Below are 20,789 nucleotides of genomic sequence, written 5' to 3'. Positions count from 1 at the left end.
GGCAAGGGCGTCCGCGTCATCGGCGATCAGGTGACCGCGGCGGAGGCCAAGGCGTACCTCCGGGACTCCGACTACGACCGTGTCGTTCTGGAAGAACGGCTCGTCGGCGAGGAGTTCACAGTCCAGGCGTTCGTCGCGAACGACGAGGTTCGGGTGACGCCTGCGGTACAGGATCACAAGCGTGCCTACGAGGGCGACGAGGGGCCAAACACCGGCGGGATGGGGAGCTACAGCGACGCCGACTCCGCGCTCCCGTTTATGAACGCGGCCGACTACGACGCGGCCGTCGAGATTTTGGAGGCGACGGTCGACGCCCTCCCCGAGTACACGGGGGTTCTTTACGGCCAGTTCATGCTGACCGCCGACGGCGTGCGTGTTGTCGAGTTCAACGCCCGGTTCGGCGACCCCGAGGCGATGAACACCCTTCCGATCATGGAGACGCCCGTTCTCGACGTACTGACCGCGGCCCGGGATGGCTCGCTTCCGGAGCTCTCCTTTGCGCCGCGTGCGACCGTCTGTAAGTACGCCGTGCCCGCGGGCTACCCCACCGATCCCGAGGCCGGCTCTCGGATCGAGGTCGACGAGGCGAGTGTCGCCCGGGCCGCCGAGGGAACGGATGGTGACGCCCTCCTCTTTTACGCGAGCGTCGATGCCCGCGACGACGGCCTCTACACCACCACCTCGCGGGCCTTCGCCGTCGTCGGCGTCGCGGGAACCATCGCCACCGCCGAGCGCATCGCCGCGGACGCGCTGTCGGCCGCCGGTGACGGACTGCGGGTCAGACACGATGTCGGGACGCGGTCGCTCGTCCAACGGCGCATCGACCACGTTGCGGACCTGCGCGACTGAGGCGAGTGTCGGCCGCCGGTGGCGGGATACGCGACGCGTCATAAACCTTTATTTCGACGTGTCTCGTCGTCCTGTCAATGGCAACGCTACGGGAATCGCTCGATGATTTCGTCGACGGTGTCGACCGGTTGTTTCTGTTCTCCCCGTCGGCGTCGTACTACGAGCGGTTCGCAGACGGCGACGTCGAACTGACGGTTGTCGCCGCCGAAAACACCGTCAACGCGGACGCCTTTGTCGAACTGCCCCTGACCTTCGACAACGTCCGTGACCGAGTCAAGTTCGGCATCGAGGGGGCGATGGATCGGGGGTTCGTCACGGAGGGCGACACGGTTGCCTGCTCGGTGTCGGTGTTCGACGACGACCCGGACAGCCTGCTTCGGGTCCGAGTCGACGACTCCGTTCGCTCCGGCGTCTACGATCTGTTCACCGACTCCAGAGCCGATTCGGGGGTCGTTCGCGACGTGTTCGACGTGGCCATCGGTCTCGGGAAGAAAGGGCAGAAGGGTAAGCCCGTCGGCGCACTCTTCGTCGTTGGCGACGCAGGCAAGGTGATGAACAAGTCCCGGCCGCTTTCATACAACCCCTTCGAGAAATCTCACGTCCACGTCGGCGACCCCATCGTGAATGTGATGCTCAAGGAGTTCTCCCGGCTTGACGGCGCGTTCGTCGTCTCCGACTCGGGGAAAATCGTCTCGGCGTACCGGTATCTCGAACCCTCCGCCGAGGGTGTCGACATCCCGAAAGGGCTGGGTGCGCGCCACATGGCCGGCGGGGCGATCACCCGTGACACCAACGCCATCGCCATCGTTCTGTCGGAGTCAGACGGGATGGTCCGGGCGTTCAAGGCCGGAAATCTCATTCTGGAGATCGACCCGGAGGAGTACTGAGATGCAGGGCGGTCCGATCGGTCGCGTCGTCACGGCCGTGCCGCTCCGTCTCTGGTTCGCGTTCGCGACTGCCGTCACCGGTCTCGTTCTGGGTTGGCTGGCCCGTCTTCTCACCGGCCGGTTGCTCAGGCGGGCGGGGGTCCCGGTCGTCATCGAGGGGACGACCTTCGAGCGGACGGCCCGCGAGTTCGGGACCTCGACCGTCGCTATCCTCGCGGCCATCGCCGGCTACTTCGTTTTCGGCATCGGGCTGTTTGCCGCCATCGGCGTCGCCGACGTCGATTACGTCGCACAGTTCTGGAACGCCGTCGCCGGCTTTCTCCCGCGACTCTTTGTCGCCGTGATCGTTCTCATCGTTGGGGTGGTGGTCGGTGATAAGGCAGAGCTACTCGTTTCCGAGCGGTTCCGGGGAGTGAAACTCCCACAGACCGGCGTTCTTCCCGTGGTAGCCAAGTACAGTGTCTTTTATTTGGCCGCGCTGATCGCCCTCGGACAGGTCGGTGTCGCCACCGCCGCGCTCATCATCCTGCTCGGAGCCTACGTCTTCGCCTTGGTCTTTCTCGGCGGCCTCGCCTTCCGACACCTGCTCTCGGCCGGCGCGGTCGGCACCTACCTCCTCCTCCGCCAACCGTACACCATCGGCGACGAGATCCGGATCGGCGACGTTCGGGGCATCGTCCAGGAGATGGACCTGTTTGTCACACACGTCGAAACCGACGGCGAGGAACACGTGTTCCCGAACAGCAAGGTGTTCACCGACGGGTTCGTCCGCATTCACTCCTGACCTCGACCACGCCCGCCAACGCCGTTCTCCGCTGGCCGCGCCGGCACGCCGGCGACGGTGGTGTCCGGGGGCACGTCCTCGACGACCAGCGAGTTGGCCGCGACCGTCGCGTCCGCGCCCACCTCCACGCCCGGCAGAACCACCGCACCGGCGCCGATCATCGCCCGTTCGCCGATCACCACCTCGCCCGTCCGGTACTCGTCCTGCAGAAACTCGTGACAAAGCAGTGTCGCGTCGTACCCGACGATGGCGTCGGCTTCGAGCGTCACGAGTTCCGGCCAGAACACGTCGGGCGTCGCCTCCAGTCCGATCGCCACACCGGAGCCGACGGTCGCACCGAGCCGTCGGAGCAACCAGTTTTTCGCCCGCAGGCTCGGCGAGACGCGGATCAGCCAGACGACGAGATAGTTCACCGTCACCCGGATCGGGTGGCGTATCTCTGTCCACCCCCACAACGAGTTTCGCGGCCCATTGGTCGGGGTGCGGTCGAGGCGGTTGTGTCGCCGGTCGGCAGCCGAGTCGTCCGGACGGGTCACGCGTTCGATTCGCGGCCCGCCGTCTTCAACCTCACCCCGGCCGCGTCGGTGGCCCCCGCCCGAGGTGCTTCGAGACGTACGGGCCGTCCTGGTGGTAGCCCAACTTCTCGCGGTAGTACCGCCGGACGCCGATCCCGCTGATGACACTCACCTTGCCGTACCCGGCCTCGGCCGCCAACTCCTCGGCACGCTCCAACAGGCGACGACCGTAGCCGCGGTGTTGCCAGTCGCCCCCGTCGCCGTTTTCGCCGTTGCCGGTCTCGCGGATGCCGGCCTCGCTCCCGTACACGTGGAGTTCCCGCACGAGTGCGGCGTCGTCGAGTTCGCGCCGGATGGGGCCGTTCGGGAACCGCAAACGACAGAACCCGATCAGTAGATCCGCCTCGGGGTCCTCGACACTGAGAAAGTGTTCGGTGCCGCCGCCGGCCTCGTAGGTGGTCACGCCGAGTTCGAGCCGGTCGGGATCCGGGTCGGCGTCGTTGTGACCGACCTCGCGGGCACGAATATCCCGGGGGGTGATCCCCTTCTTTTCGGCCCGCCCTTCGGCCAGTTGCCGCAGGTTCGACTTCCAGACACCGGCGTCGATGTGGTCGGCAGGGATATCCCGCTGGACCCGTTGCAGGCGGGTGTATTTCGGGATGAGACCCATCACCTCGGCCACAAGGTCGGCGGCCTGGTCGTTGGAAAGCGGGTCGAACTCGTCGCGTCGCCACCGGTCGTAGATGCGGGTCCCCCGGACAACGAGGGTGGGGTAGATCTTCAGATAGTCCGGCCGCCACCGCGGGTCCTCGAACAGTTGTCGGAAGTCCTCCAGACACATCTCCTCGGTCATCCCCGGTTGGCCGGGCATCATGTGGAAGCCGATCTTGAACCCGGCGTCGCGCAGGCGGCGGTTGGCGTCGATCGACGCCTGCACGCCGTGGCCACGGTGCATCTCGCGGTTGATCCGCTCGTATGTGGTCTGGACACCCACCTCCACTTTCGTCCCCCCGAGTCGGAGCATCCGGTCGATCTGCTCCGGCCCACACCAGTCCGGTTTGGTCTCGAAGGTCGTACCGATATTCCGGACGGCGGCCGTCTCGTTGTCGGCGATCACGTCCTCCAGATACCGGAACTCGGGGTCCGCTTCGGCGAAGCTCCGCCCCTCCGCCGGGTTCGGCGTCGAGTCGGTGTCGTACTCGTTGAGCGCCTGCAACGCTCGCTTGACGAACCACTCCTGGTAGTCGTGGCTTCGGGCGGTCATCGTCCCACCCATGAGGATGAGTTCGACCTTGTCGACGGGGTGGCCGATGTGTCTGAGCTGTTCGAGCCGCAGGGTCACCTGTCCGTACGGGTCGTAGTCGTTCTGCTCGCCCCGCGCCGCGGCGGGTTCGTGGCCCGTGTAGCTCTGGGCGCTGTCGAACTCCGAGGCCGGCCCGCCGGGACAGTAGAGGCATTTCCCGTGTGGGCACATGTGTGGTGCGGTCATGATCGCCACGGGCGAGACGCCCGAGGCGGTACGGACGGGTTTGCGCTGGACGACCGATCGCACCTCGTCCCGCCGGTCGTCGGGTGCATGCCGGAGAATGTGTGTGTTTTTCGGCACCTTCGCCGCCGAGTGCGTTGAGCAGGCGTCGAGTTTCGCGGCTTCGAGATCGTCGCGCCCCACCTCGCCGTCGAGGATGCGTTCAACGAGGGTCTCACAGACGCGCTCGAACGCCTCGCTGTGTTCCGGTTCGGGATCGGAGTCCGTGCTCACTGGTCGGTCCTCCCGGTGCCCGTCATTCGGTCACGAATCGTCGGGTCGCGGAGTTAAGGGTGTCGCTCCGCCCGATCAGGCCAGCCGGTCGGTCGCGGCGTCGATAACCGCGTCGACGGCGTCGTCGCGGCGGCCGGAAAGGAACTCGATGCGACCGTCGCGGACGCTCGCGGCGGTGATACCGGCGTCGGCGACGCGCTCCGCGGCGTCGGCGGCGACACCTCGTACGTCGAGGCCACGGTCGTCGCGGAGGTAGAGTTCGTCCGTGCCGACACCCACCGTCAGGTGGTCATCATTGGCGCTTCGGCGGCGGTGAAGCGCGTCGATCAGCAGCGCCGTCGGCGGGAAGTCGAAGCTGTGTGTGTAGGCGTCGGTGTCGAGAACGTCGACGGTCACGTCGCCCGCCCGCCGGTCGAGGTTGGCGGTCGCGGTGTCGATTTCCTCATCGAGTTTCTGCCGGAACTGCTCGCTGATGTGGCCGGCCAGTCCGCCGGCGTCGTCGAACAACAGATCCGTGATGAGTTCGCGCTTGTCCTCGTAGGACTGGTAGTACGCCTCCAGCGCGATCGCCTCGCGGAGTTCGCGTGTCCGGTCAGCGTTGTAGCCGGCGTCGGCGGCGAGGTCAGTGAACGTCTCTGGCGTCTCGCCCCAGTAGGAGATGGCCGGCAGGTGTGCGAGGTCGTCGCTGACGTCGGGGGTAACCGTCGCCGCCAGCGTCGCCGCGAGCGACCCCGTCGAGAGGTCGGCCGCGTCTGCGCCCGCGAGCCCGGGGTTGACGATGGCGTCGCAGTCCTCGGCCACGGCCGCGTCGGCAACCTCGGCGTCGACGACGACCCGCTGAGCGCCGTAGATGCCGAGCAGTCCCAGCCCATCGCTGGATTCGACCGTACTGCCCGTCCCGACGAGCAACACCAGCGGGAGCTTCTCGTCGTGTCGGTCGCGGTCCTGCAACATCCGCGTCACGTCGTTGGTCGCGTCGTCCATGTCGTAGACGGCGTCTTCAAGGGGTCGTCGCGTGAAGTAGTGATACTCCGCCTCGGCGGCGGCGTGTTCGTCCCGAATCAGCGGCAAAACGGCTCGCTCGACGGCCGCGCCGGCGACGTAGCCGTCGGCCGTCGCGGCGTGACGGACCACCACGGGCCGGGACTCGAGTATCGCACGCCGGATCGTCTCCGCCGCGTCGAGAAGGGCGTCGTCGACGGCGTCGATGGCGTCGTGATCGCCCAGTTCGGTCACCGACTCGGGGCGGGCCTCGGCCGTCAGCGCGTCGGCGAGTCGCTGCTCGACGGCCGCCGCGTCCTCGCCGTCGAGCACCGAGAGCGCCTCGGTCTCGACCTGCAGTTCGTCGTAACGCCGCTCAACCTCGCCGTCGAGGCGGACCACGTTTCCGACCTCGACCTCGGGATAGGCGCGAACGCCGGCCTCGACAAACGCCGCGCAGTCGATGACACCCGTGTCGTCCCGGAGTTCGAACACCGTCGGACCGCTGGTCTGCCGGATACTGACGATTTCGCCTTCGAGGCCCACCGTCTCGCCGATGTGATCGTCGAGCGTGGCGGCGTCGACGTGTTCGTGTGCGCCGGTCACGTCGTTTTCGCCTCCGTTCTCGTTCCCGTCTCCGTGCGCCCGGTCGGCGTCGTGGTCCTCCGTCGCCACCGCCGCGGTCGAGCCGTTGCCACGGTCGCCGTCGGCGACGTCGACATCGTCGGCCTCCGGTGTCGCCGTTGTCCCTGTGCGCGCGCTCCCGCGGTCGGCCTCCTCGGCCTCGTCGTCCCCGTCGTTCCGGGCCGTTGGCGTCTTTCGGACGGGACCGTCGTCGTCGTCGTCGTCGGACTCGATCGGCTCACCGTCCGCATCACCGTCGGGGTCGTGGACCTGCGCGCCACGGAACTCGCCGTCCGACTGTCGTTTCGACCACGCGAGGTCGACGTTGCCGTTGTCGCGAACGTTTTTCACCTGGACGAACACCGTATCGCCGGCGTCCCAGTCGAGACTCTCCAACCGACGGTCGAGTTCGCTCCGGTGGAGCAGCCCGGTCACACCGGGCGAGAGGTCGACGAACACGCCGAAGTCGGCGAATCCGTCGACCGTCCCTTTGTAATACCGCCCCGATACCAGCTGGTCCGGGCTGGAACCGCGGAAATCAAACCAGACGTCTTCTTCGTGGGTGATCCAATCCATTGATACAATGGAGTGGCCACACCCTAAAACGATTGTCGAAACTGTTCGACCGCCGATACCCTGTCAGATGATGTACCACGCCCGCAACAGGGTGGTTAGAGCGCCGACACCACCGAAGCCGTAGCCAAAGAGCAGGGTTGCCGGGAGTGTGCCGGTGAGACTCGCCCGCCATCGGGTCGTGTCGTGGATGGTCGCGAGTCCGATCACGAGCAAGGCGGCCCCGTACAGACAACACGCCGCCCGGAGTCCGGGGACCGGAACGGCGGCGAGCGGACAGGGTGCGGTCGCGTAGCCGAGTACCTGCACCGTCTCGCTCACCCCCGCCCGGTCACGGACGACGATCATCAACGCGATGGTCTGGAGCGCCGCCAGCAGGTGGAGGATCGCCGGTGCGATCAGCACGCCGACCAGAAGGATGGTGACGCCGGCGCGGATCGGACCGCTCACCGGAAACCGACCCGGATCGACCACCGCGAGGAGGACGGCGTAACCGACCGCCATCACGACGGCGAAGACGAGTCCCGGCGCCTGATCGCCGGCCGCGACCCCGTTATCGAAGAAGCGTCGCGGTCGCGTCACCACCTCGAGCCACGCGCGGGCGATGCCGCGCGGTCCGCGATCCCGTCCCCCGCTAGGGTTTTCGACCCACGTCGTCACGGTGCGATGTGGGCGGCCGCCGGTCAAATGGGTTCTGGTCCGGCGGCCGACACGGCGTTCGCCAGACCGTCGCCGTCGCCCTTTGCTCGGAAGGCCATCCGGTGGTCACACCCACGACGAACGGTCGAAGGTTTCGTATCACCGGGGAACAAGCATAATTGGCGAACACGAACGGGGCACCGCGACCGACTGTGGCGTGTCGTCCCGTCGTCAGCCACCGACGTTCTGGCCGCTCTCGAACGTTTCCGTATCGGGCTCGATCGTCGCGTACTCGACGACCCGGCGGCCAAGCGTCACGACCCTGTCCTCAATGTCGTTGTCGACGAACTCGCCGCCGTCGAACGACGACGACGCGCGAGGGACCGCGGCTTGGTGGGGAAGCACCCACGCGTCGAGTGCGCGACACACAGAACGGAGGTGATCGAGCGCAGTGATGGGAAAGGCCCCGCCGGCGACGCCGAGCAATCCCACGGTCTTCCCCCCGAACTCGTCGAACCCGCAGTGATCGAGGGCGTTTTTCAACACCCCCGAGTACGATCCGTGGTACATCGGCGTTCCGAGCAGTACCGCGTCCGCCTCCCGGACGCGTCGGGTGAACGCGACGCTGTCACCCTGCCCGTCGACGTCGGGGTTTAGTGGTGGCAACTCGAACGCCCGGAGGTCGAGCAGTTCGGCGTCCCCGCCGGTCGATTCGGCGGCGTCGAGAGCGCGGTCAAGCGCCGTCCGCGTGTAACTCTCTGCCCGGAGGCTCCCGGCTATCGCGACGATGGTGGCCATATCGGATCGTCGACGCCGACAAACAAAATTGCCGGGGTGACCCCCGCCTCACCACTCCAGTCCGCCGTTGACGCCGAGTACCTGCCCGGTCATGTAGTTGGCGTGGTCGCTCGCGAGAAACCTGACGATGCCGACGATGTCCTCCGGGTCGGCGAACCGGTCCAGCGGAATCTTCTTTCGGATGTTGTCTTGGACGCGTTCGGGAACCTTCTCCAGCATATCGGTTCTGACGAACCCGGGTGCGACGCAGTTGGCGGTCGCCCCGTCCGAGGCGAGTTCGAGCGCGAGCGTCCGCGTGAACGCGAACAGGCCACCCTTCGATGCGGCGTAGTTGGCCTGTCCGTAGTTTCCCTGTTGCCCGACGACACTCGAGATGTTGATGAGGCGACCGTGGTCGCCCGACCGAATATCCTCAAAAAAGGCTTTCGTGCAGTTGAACGTCCCCCCGAGGTTCACGTCGATCACCTGCTCCCAGTCCTCGTGGCTCATATCCTCGAACTTCCGGTCGACGGTGATGCCGGCGTTGTTGACGAGAACGTCGACAGCACCCAATTCCTCGCGGACCTCGGCGGCCATCCCCTCGACCGCGGCGGCGTCCGAGACGTCGGCCTGTACACAGATTGCGTTCTCGCCGCTCTCCTCGATGGTCTTCTTGACGCGTTCGGCCGCCTCCTCGGAGCTTCGGTAGTTTACAGCCACGTCCGCACCGCACCGGGCGAGTTCGAACGCGATGGACCGCCCGATCCCACGTGATGACCCCGTGACGACACAGGTGTGGCCGGCCAATGGACGAGGGTTTAGCGGGTCCAGTTGCGAGGTGGTTTCTGACATACATGTGCCATTGTGTGGTAATGGGTGTTAACTATTGGCGACGGGCCTCCGACCCGACCGCGACACGACACGCCTGGACGTGCCGGTTCCGACGGCGGTGACACCGGCCTATACGTGGCTGTGGGTTCAATCAGGTGTTATGACGAACGAGTCGAGCGCCGGCACGGCAGACACGATGCGGGCACGCGCCGACAACAGCGGACCGGTGCTCTGGCTTCTGATGCGTACGGACCGGCTTCTCCTTGTCGCCGGCCTCACACTCCTCGTTTTCATCGGGTTCGTGGTCGTTGTCGACGCCGTCGTCCCTTCGTTTGCCGCCCGCGTCGAGTCGAGCGATCCGATCGAAACGATCTTCTCGACGATGATCGGCGTCGTTGTCACCGGCACGACACTCGTCGTCACGATCGGACAACTCGTTCTCACACAGGAGAACGGTCCTCTCGGCGATCAGCGCGGGCGCATGGACGGCACGATGGCGTTCCGACGGGACCTCGAGACGCTTCTCGGTTCGCCGGTGCCCGCGGAGCCGGCGGCCTTTTTGAGCGTTCTGCTCGGTGCCGTTGCGGACCGCTCCCGGACTCTCCAGGAGTCGGCCGACACCGCCGGAACCGATCCCGACCTTCGAGGGGAAATAAACGCGTTCACCGAGGGCACCGTCGAGAACGCGGCCGACGTGCGTGGACGGCTCACAGACGCGGAGTTCGGGAGCTTCGACGTGTTGTTTGCCGCGCTCGATTTCGACTACGGGCCGAAACTCGTTCGGATCGAGCGCATCGTCGACACCCACGACGACCTCACTGCCCACCAGCGCGGCCTGTTGGACGATCTGACGACGGCCCTGTCGTTGTTCGGGCCCGCCCGCGAGCACATCAAGACGTTGTACTTCCAGTGGGCCCTGATCGAACTCTCGAGACGGATCCTGTATGCGGCGGTGCCGGCACTGGTCGTCGCAAGCGTCACCCTCGTCGGCGTCGATGCCGGCACGGCACCCGGGAGTACGCTCGGTGTCGACCACCTCGTCGTCGTCGTCGGCGGGGCACTCGCCGTGACGCTCGTGCCGTTCATACTCTTTATCTCCTACATCCTCCGGATTCTCACCGTTGCCAAGCGGACCCTCGCAATCGGGCCGCTGGTTCTTCGCGACTCGTGATACCGGCCCGGAGGCGGCGACTCGCCGCCTCCGAGGCCGTTGCCTGACCGGCTCGAAAACCGCGACCTCTACCTGCGATCGCGGCGTCGTCGCCGGAAGGGTATCTATACTGATAATTTGGCCGGAGTGACCCGGCGACAGGTTTTATTGTGGGAACTGGTAACGGGTCACCATTCGCCCGACGCGAAACAACACGACCGGGACGCCGAACTCATGACCGACAGAATCGACCTAGACGACGTCGAAGTTGACGACGACGAACCGGACGACGAACCGACCCGCGGGGACTGGTTCTGGCGGGGCGAGGGTGACCCGACAGAGGAACCGGACGACCCGTTCGTGACGAGCGACGCTGGTCACACCGACCTCGACGGATCGTGGGGTAACGGCGGTACCGACGGCACCGACGACGGTGGCGACAACGGCCACACCCCCACTCCGCACGTCCCCAGGCAGGGCGACGACAAGCCGGTCGGCATTCCCATCGAGGGCGGCGGCGCGGGAAGTTCACCCGCCGGGGATCGGGAGACGCCCGAGGGTGGTGTGCCCGAGAACGAGGACGCCACCTCGACGACCCGCCGGGCGACCGGTGGGGCACCCCACGGCGAGGATCCCGACGACATGACGATGGCACTCACCTACCGGGCCGCCCAACGACTGGCGTACCCGGCCTCGGCGTTCACCGACGCCGACGCGTGGGCGGACTGGGTCGGCATCGTCGGCCGTGTGGACACGCCGGTCATCAACCGCTTCCAGCGCGAACACGGCGTTGACGCCGATTTCTTCAGCGGGACCGGCACTGGACCGGGGGAACGACTCGCGGAGGTCGGTCCACGTTCGATGTTCTACGCGGAGCGAATGGTCGTCGTCGGCATCAAAGGCGAGGACGAACGCGTCGCCGCCGAGGCCGACTGGGAGTTCGTCCCGCTCGCGGAGGCGGCCGAGAAGGCCGACTGGACGTTGGACGAGGAGTAGCTTTTTATTCGGTGGCTGTTCTATACGTGAGTAGTGGTATCATGGGCCTTCGAACCGCACTCTCGCAATCACGAATCGTCACGTTCGGCGCCATCGCGGCGGGCATCTGGATCGTCTTGACGATACTGACCGTATACCAACGGCTCGGTCCGTTGTCGAGCGGCGGCGTCGGGCAAACACCGATCTCCGGGCTGATCGGCCTCGTCGTTATGGGGGCGACGCTTGCGTTGCTGTTCGTTCTCTACGGGGAGTTGAGCGAGGAAGAACCGGCACCCGATCCGTGGGAGTGACCGATGCAGTACGAGTGTAGCGAGTGCGGGCATTTCATGCGACTCGGACTCGTCGAACGCGAGACGGTCGTCAAGACCTGCCCGGCCTGCGAGGAGTCCGCGCGCTTCGAACCGGCGTTCGAAGGGGAGGGGGTCTCGTTCTGACCCTCACCATCGACCTGACCGAACGGTTCGTCGACGCGGCCGACGACTGGGCCGAAGCGCGTCTCGAGGACCGGGAGACGGCTCTCGAGACAAAGGCCGAACAGGCCTTACTAGAGATCGAGTATCTGGTCTCCGGACGGACCGAGGCCGATTTCGAGGTGGACGCCGAGACGGACGAACTCAACTACACCCCGAGCGACGCGGTGGCGACGCTCCTGTCCGAACAGGCCGCCGACACCGGCCTCGACGAGGCGACGGTTCTCCGCCTCCACGTGGATCTGTTTTCCGATGCCTTCTCCGACGATGACGACGACCGGCCACCGAACGCGCCGCCGACCTGATTCCTGCGAAGGATTTAGTAGCCCCGCCTCGAAACGCGTGATAGCGTATGACAAAGAAAGACCTCGACTGGCGCCCGCAGGGGGCAAACGAAGGGTACAGAGGCAGAGAAATCTGGGAGTACAACATCGCCCCGCACGAACTCAACGAGGGGGAGATCGACGGTGATATTCGGGCCGAAGATATCACCGGCTCCGCCACCCCGGACCCCGACTCGCTCGTCGAAGACATCGAGTAGCCGACGTTTTTTGTCGATCAGTACAACGGGAACGACCGCCGGTCGCGGCGCGGGACGTAGAAGTTCGCGCGCGACTGGACGTCGATGAAGTTGAGGATCCCGTTGTTTTCGCGGTCCGTGATCGACCGGCTGTCGTCCCGGACGTACCACCCGTTCATCGCCCGCCTGGTGGCACGGAAGTGATCGAGCGTTCGTTGGAACGACAGGAAGTGGACGCCGGCCTGATCGCCGTCGGTCGTATTGAAATCCCGCCGGAGGACGATCGGTTCGCCGTCACGCCGGACCTGCGCGACCTTCTCGTGGTGGCCCACGACGTCGAACTCCTCGGCGTGGTCCCGGACGGCATCGGTAAATGGGACGTCGGCCCCGAAGTCGGGGATGTCGGACGGGTCGAACTCGGGTGAGAACATTCGCGCGACGCGTTCGGTGTCGTCGAGTGCCTCCCACCAGCCGCCGAGGCTCTGTGTGAGGTGTGAGACGTGGAGCGTCGTGCCGCCCGCGAACCGTCCCGAGTCGATGGTCACCCGGTCTTCGCTCGCCTGCGTTCCCTGCCGGTCCGAGAAGAAGCCCATAAACGTGGGGTCGTCCTCGGAGAGCGCGCCGACAGGGATTCCCTCGACGTTGGCGTGTTCGGCCGGCAGCCCTTTGCCGAGAAAGCCGGTCCGGACCTCCGCGATGGAGAACACGTCGCCGAGAGGGTCTTCGACCGGTTCGCCGCCGAGCGTATCGGCTGACCCGAACATGGCGTTCTCGACAGCGGTCAACCGCGAGGGCATGTCGCTTTCGAGGATCAACAGGGCGTCGAACTCGAGAAGGTCCGGATCGTCGGTCCGCGAGATCACCCGCGGCTCCGAGATCGGCGCCGCCGACAGTTTTCCCAGCCGCTTGAAGTAGTCGGTCCCCCACGCGAGAACGTGGAAGAGCCCGTCGGGGCGCCAATCGTACGCTGCCTCGATCGTCCGCATCCCGCGCTCGACCGTCCGCTCGGCGTCGTCGGAGGGGGCACCGTCGAGGGTCAGAAAAATGAGGCGGCGGTAGTGCGCCTGAAGATCGTTGCCCGCCTCGTCGGTGGGAAGATGCGCGTTCTGTGCGAACTGCTGGTCCGGGAGCGAATCGGCGTGGGGGTTCGGCGGCAGGTCTGTCCCGCTGTCGCTGGCCGACCCGAGAACCTGCGCACACCCTGAGAGGCCGAGAGTTCCGGCGAGTGCGCCGAGGCGGGCGAGTGCGGACCGTCGAGATGTCATCGTCTTGTCCATCTGATGGTTGCAACGATCATAAGCGTCTCGCATCACCCGCCCGCTCGAACGGGGAGGGTGCCGGCGGCCCGATCAGACCCGAGGGTATATACTTCTGAATCACACATTATTGCTCAGCGAGGAGTTGCATGCATCAAGATCTCGGTGCCGCATACGGCCCACTCCCGATGCGTCTCGCTCTTCCGTTGTTACTCGTCGGTGCCGTTGTCGGGGTGCTCGTCGTTTACGACATGTACCGGACGTACGCGGTGTCGACCGGTGGTGGTAACGATGGCTGAGACCGAACCGACCGAGACGGAGACGGTCAGACCGCCAAGCGGTGAGTCGGACGCGCCGTCCGCGTGGCCGGGTCGTGTTCTCGGTTATTTGCGGGGAACGACGTATCTGCTCGGCTCGGTGCTCGTGTTCTCGTTGTTGACGGTGGGAACCGTCGGGATCATCGCCGAGATCAAGGGCACGTGGCACTGGGCCATCCACCTCGAATCGACGATCAGTTACATGGGCGTGTTCGTCGCCGGCGTCCTGGCACTGTTGCTCCCTGCGGCGGTGTTGTTGGTACTCGGCCGGAGGGTCGTCGATGCGTAGCCCCCCCAGTGTACCGCGGCTCTTTCGCGGGCTGGCGGTTCTCTCGATCGGCGGACTCCTCCTCGTCGTTCTCGGTGCCGCGACCGTCGCCATGTTTGCGGAGTTCGTCAAAACGTGGCGGTGGTATTTCCGGATGGAACAGGCGATGGCGCTGGCGACGCCGGCGACGGTAGTGCTGCTTGTTCTCTCCGTTGTCGGACTGGCCGGAACGGTCGCGTTGGCCGACCGCGACTAAACCAGTTGCGCGACGAGTTCGTCCTCGAACCGCAACACGCCCTCGTAGATGTCGGCGATGGCGACGAACAGCCGACTGTCGGTTTCCTGACGTAGGTCGTCGGTGAAGGCGTCGACCCACGTCAGCGCGTGTTCGTCGAGAAACACCCGCTCAAAGCCGACGGCTTCCTCGTCCCCGCGGCGTTGCCGATCGATCAGGTTGCGGAGAAAGGCGAGTTCGACAACGATGAAGTCGTCTTCCTCGGGATACTCCTCCGGCGGCGCCCAACCGGCTGCGCTGTAACTCGCCTCCACCTCGGCGAGCCCTTCGCCCAGGTAGTCCGCGTCCTCGCGGTAGTACGTCTCGTGGGCGATGACGGGCGGTCGGGGTCCGATAAAGAGCCGCGTGTACTCCTGTTCGAGCACATCGACCACGGCCTCGATGTCGTACTCTCGGTGTTCCTCGGCGAAGGTGTGTAGTTCGTCGAAGCCGCGGTCGAGCGGTTCGTTCACCTCGCCGTCGGGCGTCTCGAAGTCGCCGGCAAGAAGCGTCTCGACGAACGCTTCGTCGGGAACGTCGTGAAGCACCTCGGTCAGAAAGTCGACAAGTTCGAGCCGCGACTCGTAGAGGGCTTGTTCGTCCATCAGCGACCCCCCTCTTCGAAGAGAAGCGCGGCACGACAGTCCCCACAGTACTCGAAGACGCTGTGTTCGGCCCCGGGGGCGATTCCCTCCACCGTCTCCCCAACTTGGCTCGCGATGTGTTCTGCGGTTCCTTCGCTGGCGAAGGGCTTGTCACAACGGACACACTGTCGCATCTCACCCTCATAGACCGTCTCCCAGTGCTCCCCGTCGCGGTTCTCCGGCAGCCGCGAGAGGTCGAGCCCGTCGTGCATGGTGATCGCGGTTTCCGGACAGCCGTCCTCGCAGAGACCGCAGTTGACACAGTCCTCGTGGTTGAACTGCAGGTCGGCGTTCTCGGTCCGACGGATCGCGTCGGTGGGACACAGCGTCGAACAGGTGGGCGTGAGGTTGCACGCCTCGGAGACGTCCATCCAGCCGAAGTCCTTCAGGCCGCGAATCATCTCCTGCTCGGGTTCGACGTGGTCGAGAACGGCCCGGACGCTCTCGAGTGTCCAGTCGTGGCTGTTGAACGGCGGGTTCGGCTTGTCGCCCCTGACGGTCCCCGTCGCCTCGTGGCCGCCCTCGGGGACCGGCGTCGAACCGAGTTCGGTCACGAACCGCGAGAAGGTCTCGACGAACGCCATCGGCTCCGACGGGTCGGGCGCGAGAAAGGTGACGCGTTCGCCAAGCCCGAGGTCGGCCGTCGCGCGGTTGAGGCGATCGACCAGTTCTGCCTTCGGGTCCGGGCCGGAGTGGAGACAGTCGCCTCCACAACCCACGATGGCGACGCCGTCGGCCCCGGCGGCGAGGGCGTGCATGATGTGGGCCTCACCGACGGTGTCGGTGCAGTTCACCGAGACGGGAAGGATGGGGGGGTAGCGCAGGTCGCCGTTCTCCCGGGCGAGGCGGCCGTACCGCCGGAGTGCGTCGTCGGCACGCTCCGAACAAACGAACGCGATCACGGGCGTTTCGATGCCGCCGCCGCCGGACAGGACACCGTTGAGGAGGCCGCCGTCGTCGGTCCCGGGATCGAGAAGCGTTTCGACCTCCCGGGCGATGCGCTCGTTCGACGGCTCACGAAGCGTTGTCGCGCCCGTCGGACAGGCGCTCGTACACGCCCCACAGTCCTGACAGGCCACGAGGTCGAACTCCACCTCGTCGACGTGGGGTCGGTCGACCGCGTCGTGGGGACAGGCATCGACACAGGCGGTACAGCCCACCTGACTCGACTCGCCAGCCGCGCACACGTCCATGTCCAGATCGAGGTATTTCGGCTTCTCGACGCCCCCGAGAAGGTCCTCGACGGCCGCGATGGTCGCCCCGTCGACCGGACCGGTGTAGAGCCCGATCCGTCCCCCTCTCGCCTTTCCGGTCGCGTCCGGGAAGATCACCTGATCGGCCTCGATCGTTCGTTCGACGCCGTCGAGGTCGATGGCGTCGACCGGACAACAGTCGGCCCACTCGCCGTCCGGTGCCTCGGGAGCGATGTCGACCGGACTGCGCGTCACCATGCCGTCGGGTCCCTCGTGAACGCAGTCCATACACGAGATGCAGTCCTCGGTGACGCGGGCACGGAGTTCGATCTCGAACTCGCCGTACTCCCCCACGACGTCGACGACGCGACCGCGGGCCAGATCGACACCGTCGAGGTCGGCGTCGACGCCGTCGAACTCCGCGCCGTTGGCGATCAGGGTCACGTCCGCGGTGTCGGCGAGGTCGGCCGCGGTTTCCGGATCGCCGACAACGGCGACGGTGTCGCCCGCGTCTCGGGAAACGGTTCGTCCGGGGGCCTCGTGATCGAGTCCCGTCTGCTTGGCGTTCAGCAGGCGGGCGGTCTTGTCGGTCGCCTCGTCGGACTCGTGGACCCACGCGGCCCCCTCCCGGTGGTCGACAAAGGCCGTGGCCTCCGGGTGAAGTCCCTCATCCACGGCCACCTCCGTGATCGCCTCCTGACACCCCGGTTCGGGGGTCGTGACGAGGAGCTGGTCGAGGCCGTACTCCTCGATCAGATGGGCCATGGCCGGAAGGCCGTCGTCACAGAGGTGTGACGAACTGGCGACGACCTCCACGTCCTGGACCCCGTCCCGGACGCCCTCTAGATCGATGTCGCACGTGTCCGCACAGGAGCAGACGAATGCACCGACGTTCATACCCCGGCTAAACAGCACCATCGGTATAACATTTGCTGCGTGCTAGTCGCTTTCGATTTCGATATTCCGAGAACCTACCTGATAGTGGTTGGTTTAGGTCAACCTAAACACATTAATTTATATAATGTGAACATAATGCATGGGAGCATGTGCGTGACGATGCTGGCACGCGCACACAACGGGACCACACACCATGAGCACTGAACCAGTTTCGATAGACTTAGACAGGCGCTCGTTCATGAAGGCGAGCGCGCTTGCCGGTGCCGTCGCCCTCGGTGGCGGCGGTGCGGGGCAGGCACTTGCACAGTCCGGTGATGAGGAGGTGTCGGCTGCCGATACGGAAGGCGAGTTGACGAAGACCATCTGCAACTACTGTTCGGTCGGTTGTGGCTTCCACGGCGAGCGTGTCGGTGACTCGTTCGCCGGAATGGAGCCATGGGAGGAGAACCCGATCAATCAGGGGTCGCTCTGTTCGAAGGGCGCCGGCATCTACGAGACCGAACACTCGGAGAAGCGGCTCCGACACCCGATGATCCGGGAGAACGGCGCGTGGCGGAAGCTGTCGTGGGACACCGCCTACGACCGGCTGTCGACCGATATCCAGGCGCTGTGGCCGGACTCCGACGTCTCGCCGTCGGAGTCCGTCGACGTTGACGAGGAAGCCAGCCGCGAGAGCGTCATGCTTCTCGGGAGCGCCCACCACTCGAACGAGGAGTCCTACGCCATCCGGAAGCTCGCGGCGTTTATGGGCACGAACAACGTCGACCACCAGGCTCGGATCTGTCACTCGACAACCGTTGCCGGCCTCGCGAACACGTGGGGCTACGGCGCCATGACGAACACGCTGCAGGACTACCGCCAGTACGACCTGCTGGTCGTCATCGGGCAGAACCCCGCCGAAGCCCACCCCATCGCGATGCAGCATATTCTCGAAGGGCAGAAACGCGGTGGCCACATGCTCGTCATGGACCCGCGGTTCACAAAGACCGCGGCCCACGCCGACGAGTTCATGCGGTTCCGGCCGGGAACCGACGTGGCCATTATGATGGGCATTATCAAGGAACTCCGCGACGAGTACGGCCTCGCACTCGACCCCGACGCGGACGACACCGGGCAGAACATGCTTTCGGACCGCGTTCAGGGTTGGGAGGACATCGACGCCGAACTCGACAAGTACGACAAGGAGACCGTCGCGGACATCACGTGGCTTTCGGTTGAGGAGATCGAGCGCCTCGCCGAACTGTTCGACGAGCACCGCCCCAACATCCAGATCGAGTGGGCGATGGGCGGCACCCAGCACAACAACGGCACCCAGAACATCCGTTCCTACGCCGCCGCGAGCCTCGCGTCGGGGAGCGCGGCCCGGAGCGGCGGTGGCCTGCAGGTCATGCGTGGCCACGCCAACGTGCAAGGAGCGACCGACCTCGCCGTTGCGAGCCACATCCTGCCGGGGTACTACGGGCTGTCACCCGGTGGCTGGTCGTGGTGGGCGGACATCTGGGACAAGAACCCCTACACCAGCGGCTCGACATCGTTCGAGGACATGTACGACCGGTTCGAGGTGATGCCACCGGAGAAGTACGTCCGTGCGAACGACGTGGAGAGCCCTGACTCGCTTCCGACGAGTAGCTACGAGGGAACGTTCGGACCGGAGAACCCTGCGCCGAACTCGATGATGTTCCAGAACGGGCTGACGGTCGCACGCTGGTTCGAGGGTGCCCTCGACCAGGAAGACCGGATGCAGGAGACGCCGGTCTACCAGCCCGACCAGGTGAAGATCGCGGTCTTCTGGGGCCACTCCTCCAACTCTATCAGCGAGATGGAACAGATGAAAGAAGGGATGGAGAACATCGACCTGTTGGTGGTCGTCGACGTGTTCCCGTCGGTGGCGAGCGTTCTCCCCGACTTCGAGGAGGGACCGCCGGTACTGCTCCTGCCGGCTTCCAGCCAGTACGAGCACTACCGCTCGCTGACGAACTCCCACCGTTCCATCCAGTGGTCCGAACCGGTCAAGCCGCCGTCGCACAACTCCCGTCCCGACCTGCAGATCATGCAGGAGTTGGCCGACTCGCTCGGCTTTGGCGAGCACTTCGACTGGGGGACCGGCCCCGAAATCTACAACGGGAAATCAACCTACGAGAACGTCATCCGGGAGTTCAACCTCGGGACGAACACCATCGGCTACCGGCAGACACCGGAACGCCTCCAGCAACACATCGAGTACGACTACGCGTTCTCCCACGAGAATCTTCAGGCCGCCGAGGGGACGCCGGTCGAAGGCGAGTACTGGGGGCTCCCGTGGCCGTGTTGGGGGGAGGGCCACCCCGGAACGCCGATCATCTGGAACGACGACAAAAACCCCAACAACGGGGGACAGGACTTCCGGACCCGCTGGGGTACCAGAGCCCCGAGCCCCGAGGAGTGGGCGGAGATGAACACGGACGAGGAGTATCCGCTCCAGAACACGGTCGACGCTGTCGGTGACCGGTACGACAGCGTCGATGACGCCCTCGATATGACGCGGGCACCGTACAACCCCGATTGGGCGTCCACGGCCGACACCGCGAGCGACGGGATGATCCACGGCATTCCGGAGTATCCCGGCTGGAAGACGACCCCGCCAAAAAGTCTGATCGACCCGACACAGGAGACCCAGTCCGACGAGCTCACCATCCCACAACAGCACGCACTCGACAACCAGCGGTCGGTGTACACCGCCGCACAGGCGATCAACGAGCCGGACACCGGGGTTCCCGAGTTCGATCAGTATCTCTCGGAGACACAGAACATCGATCCGTCGTTCTACGAGCAGTACGACTACAACCAACCCGACGCGCCGACGGGGCGCGGTCGGGCGCGTGGGGTGGTCTGGAACTTCCTCGATACGGTGCCGGTTCACCGTGAACCGCTCGAGAGTCCGCGCCCGGACCTCGTCGAGGAGTGGCCGGCCAACGGCCAACAGCGCAACTTCTACCGCCTCGACCAGAACAACGCCGTGGAACAGGAGCGGGCGATGCAGACCATCCACGCCGACAACGACGGCCCGACGCTCGACACGATAATGACGAGCGGCCGACAGGTCGAACACCAGGGCGGTGGCTCGGAGACCCGGAGCAACATCCACAACGCCGACCTCCAACCGCACATGTACGCCGAAATCACGCCGAACAAGGCGGAGGAACTCGGCGTCGACGGCGGTGATCTGGTCGTGATTTCCTCGACCGACCGCGGATCCATTCTCGTGAAAGCACGGGTGACCGATCGGCCGTACGACGAGGAAACGTTCCTGCCGTACCACTGGGGTGGCGTGTTCAAAGGCCAGAGTCTGGAGGACAAATACCCCGACGGAATGGTGCCGTACGCCATCGGAGACTCGGTCAACGCCATCACGTCGCGTGGCTACGACGTCGAAACGCAGATGCAGGAGACAAAGGTATCGATGGTTTCGGTCCGTCCTGCCACCCAGAGTCTACTCGAGGAACTCAACATGGACGTCGACCTCGAGTTCCCACAGGACCGCAACGACATCGGACTTCAGAAAGACTTCGACGTCCGGGACGGGAGCACCGTCCAGTAGGTGATCAA

At 65.5% G+C, this 20,789-nt stretch carries 21 protein-coding genes; 12 read left to right on the top strand and 9 right to left on the bottom strand.

What is annotated here, in order from left to right:
* The 3 genes from Q0925_RS07420 to Q0925_RS07410 all read left to right on the top strand — a co-directional run.
* The coding region (locus Q0925_RS07420; protein ID WP_299333522.1) for a phosphoribosylamine--glycine ligase at window positions 1–849 on the top strand (849 nt) is incomplete at its 5' end.
* A gap of 77 nt (window positions 850–926) precedes the next feature.
* Window positions 927–1,736, top strand: coding sequence for a diadenylate cyclase DacZ (gene dacZ, locus Q0925_RS07415; protein WP_299333519.1), 810 nt, complete (start codon window positions 927–929; stop codon window positions 1,734–1,736).
* 1 nt (window position 1,737) lies between these two features.
* Window positions 1,738–2,520 (top strand): mechanosensitive ion channel domain-containing protein, encoded by a 783-nt coding sequence (locus tag Q0925_RS07410; RefSeq protein WP_299333517.1) that lies wholly within the window; start codon window positions 1,738–1,740, stop codon window positions 2,518–2,520.
* Here the strand turns inward: Q0925_RS07410 and Q0925_RS07405 are convergent.
* The 6 genes from Q0925_RS07405 to fabG form a co-directional block, all read right to left on the bottom strand.
* Window positions 2,511–3,056 (bottom strand): acyltransferase, encoded by a 546-nt coding sequence (locus Q0925_RS07405; RefSeq protein WP_299333515.1) that lies wholly within the window; start codon window positions 3,054–3,056, stop codon window positions 2,511–2,513. The genes Q0925_RS07410 and Q0925_RS07405 overlap by 10 nt on opposite strands.
* A 31-nt stretch (window positions 3,057–3,087) precedes the next feature.
* A complete protein-coding gene (locus tag Q0925_RS07400) occupies window positions 3,088–4,794 on the bottom strand; it encodes a tRNA uridine(34) 5-carboxymethylaminomethyl modification radical SAM/GNAT enzyme Elp3 (RefSeq protein WP_299333512.1) in 1,707 nt (568 codons plus the stop codon).
* 75 nt (window positions 4,795–4,869) lie between these two features.
* Window positions 4,870–6,975, bottom strand: a complete 2,106-nt coding sequence (locus tag Q0925_RS07395; protein WP_299333510.1) for a DHH family phosphoesterase — start codon at window positions 6,973–6,975, stop codon at window positions 4,870–4,872.
* 63 nt (window positions 6,976–7,038) lie between these two features.
* Entirely contained in the window at window positions 7,039–7,632 is a 594-nt protein-coding gene (locus Q0925_RS07390; protein WP_299333507.1) for a YIP1 family protein, read from the bottom strand.
* A gap of 210 nt (window positions 7,633–7,842) precedes the next feature.
* Complete coding sequence (locus tag Q0925_RS07385; protein WP_299333504.1) at window positions 7,843–8,409, bottom strand: NADPH-dependent FMN reductase; 567 nt, start codon at window positions 8,407–8,409, stop codon at window positions 7,843–7,845.
* Between the two features lie 48 nt (window positions 8,410–8,457).
* Window positions 8,458–9,240, bottom strand: coding sequence for a 3-oxoacyl-[acyl-carrier-protein] reductase (gene fabG, locus Q0925_RS07380; RefSeq protein ID WP_299333501.1), 783 nt, complete (start codon window positions 9,238–9,240; stop codon window positions 8,458–8,460).
* Window positions 9,241–9,379: 139 nt separating this feature from the next.
* Here fabG and Q0925_RS07375 point away from each other — a divergent pair, with 139 nt between their 5' ends.
* The 5 genes from Q0925_RS07375 (at window position 9,380) to Q0925_RS07355 (ending at window position 12,376) form a co-directional block, all read left to right on the top strand.
* Complete coding sequence (locus Q0925_RS07375; RefSeq protein ID WP_299333498.1) at window positions 9,380–10,390, top strand: hypothetical protein; 1,011 nt, start codon at window positions 9,380–9,382, stop codon at window positions 10,388–10,390.
* Between the two features lie 213 nt (window positions 10,391–10,603).
* Window positions 10,604–11,365 carry a DUF7124 domain-containing protein gene (locus tag Q0925_RS07370; protein ID WP_299333495.1) on the top strand — a complete coding sequence of 254 codons (762 nt, stop codon included), beginning with the start codon at window positions 10,604–10,606 and terminating at the stop codon, window positions 11,363–11,365.
* A 26-nt stretch (window positions 11,366–11,391) separates the two neighbouring features.
* Window positions 11,392–11,655, top strand: coding sequence for a hypothetical protein (locus tag Q0925_RS07365; RefSeq protein ID WP_299333491.1), 264 nt, complete (start codon window positions 11,392–11,394; stop codon window positions 11,653–11,655).
* 23 nt (window positions 11,656–11,678) lie between these two features.
* The gene (locus Q0925_RS07360) at window positions 11,679–12,140 is read left to right on the top strand and encodes a hypothetical protein (protein WP_299333488.1); all 462 of its coding nucleotides are present in this window, start codon (window positions 11,679–11,681) and stop codon (window positions 12,138–12,140) included.
* Window positions 12,141–12,187: 47 nt separating this feature from the next.
* Window positions 12,188–12,376, top strand: coding sequence for a hypothetical protein (locus tag Q0925_RS07355; RefSeq protein WP_299333485.1), 189 nt, complete (start codon window positions 12,188–12,190; stop codon window positions 12,374–12,376).
* 17 nt (window positions 12,377–12,393) lie between these two features.
* Here the strand turns inward: Q0925_RS07355 and Q0925_RS07350 are convergent, their stop codons facing one another.
* The gene (locus Q0925_RS07350) at window positions 12,394–13,620 is read right to left on the bottom strand and encodes a DUF7405 family protein (protein ID WP_299333482.1); all 1,227 of its coding nucleotides are present in this window, start codon (window positions 13,618–13,620) and stop codon (window positions 12,394–12,396) included.
* Between the two features lie 140 nt (window positions 13,621–13,760).
* On the opposite strand from Q0925_RS07350, the gene Q0925_RS07345 reads away from it, so the two are divergent.
* The 3 genes from Q0925_RS07345 to Q0925_RS07335 are packed head-to-tail and all read left to right on the top strand — an operon-like array spanning window position 13,761 to window position 14,452.
* A complete protein-coding gene (locus tag Q0925_RS07345; protein WP_299333480.1) occupies window positions 13,761–13,910 on the top strand; it encodes a hypothetical protein in 150 nt (49 codons plus the stop codon).
* Entirely contained in the window at window positions 13,903–14,217 is a 315-nt protein-coding gene (locus Q0925_RS07340; RefSeq protein WP_299333477.1) for a hypothetical protein, read from the top strand. The genes Q0925_RS07345 and Q0925_RS07340 overlap by 8 nt, the downstream gene beginning before the upstream one ends.
* A complete protein-coding gene (locus Q0925_RS07335) occupies window positions 14,210–14,452 on the top strand; it encodes a hypothetical protein (RefSeq protein WP_299333474.1) in 243 nt (80 codons plus the stop codon). Before Q0925_RS07340 ends, Q0925_RS07335 begins: the two co-directional genes overlap by 8 nt.
* Here the strand turns inward: Q0925_RS07335 and Q0925_RS07330 are convergent.
* Both Q0925_RS07330 and Q0925_RS07325 read right to left on the bottom strand, forming a co-directional pair.
* Window positions 14,449–15,075 (bottom strand): TorD/DmsD family molecular chaperone, encoded by a 627-nt coding sequence (locus Q0925_RS07330; RefSeq protein WP_299333471.1) that lies wholly within the window; start codon window positions 15,073–15,075, stop codon window positions 14,449–14,451. The genes Q0925_RS07335 and Q0925_RS07330 overlap by 4 nt on opposite strands.
* Entirely contained in the window at window positions 15,075–17,204 is a 2,130-nt protein-coding gene (locus Q0925_RS07325) for a hydrogenase iron-sulfur subunit (RefSeq protein ID WP_299333469.1), read from the bottom strand. Before Q0925_RS07325 ends, Q0925_RS07330 begins: the two co-directional genes overlap by 1 nt.
* Before the next feature lie 193 nt (window positions 17,205–17,397).
* Between Q0925_RS07325 and Q0925_RS07320 the strand changes: the two genes are divergently transcribed.
* A complete protein-coding gene (locus Q0925_RS07320) occupies window positions 17,398–20,781 on the top strand; it encodes a formate dehydrogenase subunit alpha (protein WP_299333466.1) in 3,384 nt (1,127 codons plus the stop codon).
* The last annotated feature ends 8 nt before the right edge of the window (window positions 20,782–20,789 follow it).

The sequence above is a fragment of the Haloplanus sp. genome, from assembly GCF_028275055.1.
GTDB lineage: Archaea > Halobacteriota > Halobacteria > Halobacteriales > Haloferacaceae > Haloplanus.
The sequence above is the reverse complement of the archived record's forward strand: the minus strand, read 5'-3'. Positions and strand labels throughout refer to the sequence as shown.